This is a genomic window from Streptomyces sp. NPDC057543 (assembly GCF_042801895.1).
Classification (GTDB): Bacteria; Actinomycetota; Actinomycetes; order Streptomycetales; family Streptomycetaceae; genus Streptomyces.
Genome location: NZ_JBHVFF010000476.1, coordinates 1 through 3841 on the forward strand (window position 1 = coordinate 1; position 3841 = coordinate 3841).

General features: G+C 70.0%; 5 protein-coding genes and 1 pseudogene. 5 read left to right on the plus strand and 1 reads right to left on the minus strand.

All coding sequences use genetic code 11. The features are described from left to right. Positions 1-95: 95 nt before the first annotated feature. From ACFU8Q_RS40010 to ACFU8Q_RS40025, 4 genes are all read left to right on the plus strand, one after another. Positions 96-350 (plus strand): hypothetical protein, encoded by a 255-nt coding sequence (locus ACFU8Q_RS40010; RefSeq protein WP_384464706.1) that lies wholly within the window; start codon positions 96-98, stop codon positions 348-350. A gap of 63 nt (positions 351-413) precedes the next feature. Beyond that, positions 414-875 (plus strand): universal stress protein, encoded by a 462-nt coding sequence (locus tag ACFU8Q_RS40015; protein ID WP_384464708.1) that lies wholly within the window; start codon positions 414-416, stop codon positions 873-875. Between the two features lie 109 nt (positions 876-984). Beyond that, positions 985-2433 (plus strand): amino acid permease, encoded by a 1449-nt coding sequence (locus tag ACFU8Q_RS40020; RefSeq protein WP_384464711.1) that lies wholly within the window; start codon positions 985-987, stop codon positions 2431-2433. Between the two features lie 248 nt (positions 2434-2681). Continuing rightward, positions 2682-3251: a sigma-70 family RNA polymerase sigma factor gene (locus ACFU8Q_RS40025; protein ID WP_384464714.1), complete on the plus strand. Its 570-nt coding sequence runs from the start codon at positions 2682-2684 to the stop codon at positions 3249-3251. Here the strand turns inward: ACFU8Q_RS40025 and ACFU8Q_RS40030 are convergent. Then, entirely contained in the window at positions 3185-3382 is a 198-nt protein-coding gene (locus ACFU8Q_RS40030) for a zf-HC2 domain-containing protein (RefSeq protein ID WP_384464717.1), read from the minus strand. The genes ACFU8Q_RS40025 and ACFU8Q_RS40030 overlap by 67 nt on opposite strands. A 125-nt stretch (positions 3383-3507) precedes the next feature. Here ACFU8Q_RS40030 and ACFU8Q_RS40035 point away from each other — a divergent pair. Continuing rightward, a pseudogene (locus ACFU8Q_RS40035) lies at positions 3508-3841 on the plus strand (hypothetical protein); the annotation flags it as partial.

Here is a 3841-nt window from a genome sequence, read left to right on the forward strand (position 1 = left end):
GGCGTAACGGGCCGGCGCCACCCGTTCGCCCTTCCCTGATCGCCGCCCGGCCGTCCGGCGCCTAGCGTTCGAGGCGTCGCGACGAAGGGAGAACCATGGGCCGGGACAACTGGCGCGCCGAACGGACCAGGCACTCGCCTTGGGGCGCCGTCGCCCTGGTGGTGCTCACCGGTCTGGCCCTGGCGCGCAACGGCGCGGACTCAACACTGGGCCCTCCCCGGCCGGTAGCCGCCGCCTCGGCCGAACTCCAGGTGTCAGCCCCCGGAACGGGCGTCGCTGCCCGGCCGCACCCGGCGGTGCAACTGCCTCGCGGCGGTGACCTCACGCCCACCGCCGCCGGGACACAGTGATCCGGCAGCCGCCGTGCCCGGCCCGGGGCGGGGCCGGCGCCGGAAGCGGATAGCCTCACTGCCGTGACAGACCAGCAGCCCCACCAGTTCGAACGTGGCACAGACGGCCCGAAAGTGATCGTCTCCGGCCTCGACGGATCCGATTCCTCCATGCGTGCCGCGGCGTACGCGGCGGGGCTCGCCCGTCGGCAGGGAGCGATGCTCGCCCTCGTCTACGTCCAGCCCGTGCTGCCCGCGGGCGCCGCGCTCGGGGCTCCCGTCGCCGATACGACCGGCGAAGTCGCGGAGGGGCTGGTGAACGAGATCCGCGAGGCGACGGATCGGATAAAGGACATATGGGATGTGCGCTGGGAGTTCCACACCTTCCGCGGTGACCCCTACAACGGGCTCGTGACGGCTGCGGACAAGCTGAAGGCCGATGCCGTCGTGGTGGGCGCGTCGGAGTCGGCCGGGCACCGGTTCATCGGTTCGGTGGCCATCCGGCTGGTGAAGGCTGGCCGTTGGCCCGTCACGGTAGTCCCGTAACCGTCGCGGAATCCTCACCTCCGCCGGACGGCACGCCGTCTTCCGCACCGGCCCCGCCTGGGCCATCATGAGCGCCCGTCAGCGACAGCCGTCAGCGGAGAGGTGACTCATGGCTAGGCTCCGAGTGGGCGAGGGTGTACTGCGCCGCAAGCCGATCGAGCAGATCGACGAGAAAGGGCCGGCGGGGGACGTCACCACTCAGCTCACCAGAACGCTCGGCTTGTGGCAGCTCACGGCGATCGGTGTGGGCGGGATCATCGGCGCGGGCATCTTCACCCTCGCGGGCACCGTAGCCAACGGCACCGCCGGACCCGCGGTGCTCATCTCCTTCCTGATCGCGGGTGTGGCGAGCGCCGCGGCCGCGTTCAGCTACGCGGAGTTCGCGGGCCTGATCCCGAAGGCCGGTTCCGCCTACACCTACGGGTACGCGGTGCTCGGCGAGCTGGTGGGCTGGTTCATCGGCTGGGACCTGCTGCTGGAGTACACGGCGATCGTCGCCGTCGTCGCGATCGGCATCTCCGGCTACTTCAGCTTCCTGCTCGGGGAGATGGGACTGGACGTACCGAAGTGGATGCTGGGCGCGCCCGGCACCGGGGACGGCCATCGGGTGGATCTGTTCGCCGCGCTGCTCTGTCTGCTCGTGGCGTACCTGCTGACTCTCGGTATCAAGAACGCGGCCCGCTTCGAAACGATCGTGGTCGTCCTGAAGGTCCTGGTCGTTCTGCTGGTCATCGGCGTCGGCGTGTTCCACGTCAACACCGCCAACTACCACCCCTTCTTCCCGTTCGGGGTGAGCGGCGCCTTCACCGGTGCGGCCACGGTCTTCTTCGCCGTGTTCGGGTACGACGCCATGTCGACGGCCGCCGAGGAGTCCAAGGACGCGCAGCGGCACATGCCCAAGGCGATCCTGTATTCGCTGGGAATCTCCATGGTGCTGTATGTGGCGGCGTGTCTGGTGCTGACGGGGATGCAGAGCTACAAGGAGATCAACCCCGAGTCCGGCTTCTCCACGGCATTCAAGTCGGTGGGGCTGAGCAGGCTTGCCGATCTGATCGCGGTGGGTGCGATCATCGGCATTCTCACCGTGATGTTCACCTTCATGCTCGGTGTGACCCGGGTGTGGTTCTCGATGAGCCGCGACGGGCTGCTGCCGAAGTGGTTCGCCAAGACCCACCCGACCCGGCACGTGCCGACCCGGGTGACCTGGATCGTCGGCGCGGCCTCGGCCGTGATCGCCGGGTTCCTGCCGATCGGCGAGGCCGCCGAGCTGACGAACATCGGCATTCTGCTGGCGTTCGTGGTGGTGTGCATCGCGGTGATCGTGCTGCGCTACAAGCAACCCGGTCTGCCGCGTACGTTCCGCACGCCCGGCATGCCGTTCGTGCCGGCTCTCGGGGTGGTGTTCTCGATCTGGCTGATCACCTTCCTGCAGTGGCAGACGTGGGTGCGGTTCGTGGTGTGGTTCCTGATCGGTCTGGTGATCTATTTCGGCTACTCGTACCGGAAGTCGGAGATGGCGAAGACACCGGAACCGGACACGGGAGCCGGAACGGGCTGACCCGACGCCCGTGCGGACACGCACCACCCGACGCCCGTACGGACGCCGGCACCGCACCGCCCGTCGCCCGCCCGTCGTACGGGCACTCGCCCCGGCAACCGCCCGACCGTTCACCGCACCATTCGCCGCACTGTGCGACCGCTCGTCGCACGGAGCCGCCCATCGCCTGTTCCCCGACGCCCCGATGCGTTCGTATACGGCAGTCGGCAGCGAAGCGGCAGGGGCCTCGGCGGAGAAGGGCGTTCACGATGACCACCACGACGACCGATGAGCGGACCCTCGCGGATCTCCAGCGGGAGCACGGCCCCGCCCTGTTGCACTTCCTGCTCGGGCTGACCTTCGGCGACCGGCAGCGGGCCGAGGATCTGCTCCAGGAGACGCTGGTGCGGGCCTGGCAGCATCCGGAGGCCTTCGACGCCCCGTACGAGTCGATGCGGCCCTGGCTCTTCACCGTCGCTCGGCGTCTCGCCATCGACGCGCGCCGGTCCAGGCAGGCCCGCCCGGCCGAGGTCAGCGATGTCGTGCTGGAGACCGCCGCGGGTGCGCAGGACACCGCGGAGGCAGCGGTCTCGGCCCTCGACGTACGCGATGCGATGCGCGCCCTCAGCCCGGAACACCGTGCCGTCCTCGTCCAGATATATTTCCGCGGGCTGAGCGTGGGCGAGACGGCGCGGGCGCTCGATATTCCGGCGGGCACCGTCAAGTCCCGGTCCTACTACGCGCTGCGCCAGCTCGCCCGCAGCCTGCCGGGCTACTCCAGCAGGTCCTCCTCGCTCAGCAGGGCGAGGGCCGCGACGGCCTCCGCGACCTCCACGTAGTCGGCCGTGCAGCGGTCGCAGGACAGCAGATGGCGGCAGACCGCGCGGGTCTCACGGGCCGTGAGCGCGTCGAGCACATAGGCGCCGAGCAACTGCCGCACGTGCGGGCCCTCCCCGGGTTCGGCGGTCATCGCATCCTCGTGTCGTGGACGGATCCGGTAGGGACGGATCCTGTCCTTCTGGCCACGCGGGGCGTGCTCCCCCGGTTCAATGCTCCGTGAAGCCCGGTGCCGAGAAAAGAAAGAGGCGAGACGGGATGCGCCCGGAACGTCAGGATGGAACCAGTGGGGGCGGGCTGCTGGTCCCGATGGCCTGGATGTACGCCGAGTACATCGCCGACGAGCTGCTGCGGACCGGCGATCTGATGGAGCCGTCCACGCTGGAGTACCGCGCGGGGCGCGACGCGCTCGCGCTCACCATCTTCCTCTCCGACGACGGGGCGGACGCCGCTCTGCCCGCTGCCCGGCTGGACGAGCTGCGGCTGTTGACGGCGTACGGGGCGGCCTGGGCGGGCTGGGTCCGTGACCGCCTCCACGCACCGGACGCGGCGCACGGGCCCGTGCCCGGCGCCGCGGATCCCGATCTGGCGC

Excerpts from the sequence above, each read along its gene's own strand:
- ACFU8Q_RS40010 (WP_384464706.1), top strand. The coding sequence starts at position 96 with ATGGGCCGGGACAACTGGCGCGCCGAACGGACCAGGCACTCGCCTTGG.
- ACFU8Q_RS40020 (WP_384464711.1), top strand. The coding sequence starts at position 985 with ATGGCTAGGCTCCGAGTGGGCGAGGGTGTACTGCGCCGCAAGCCGATC.
- ACFU8Q_RS40025 (WP_384464714.1), top strand. The coding sequence starts at position 2,682 with ATGACCACCACGACGACCGATGAGCGGACCCTCGCGGATCTCCAGCGG.
- ACFU8Q_RS40030 (WP_384464717.1), bottom strand. The coding sequence starts at position 3,382 with ATGACCGCCGAACCCGGGGAGGGCCCGCACGTGCGGCAGTTGCTCGGC.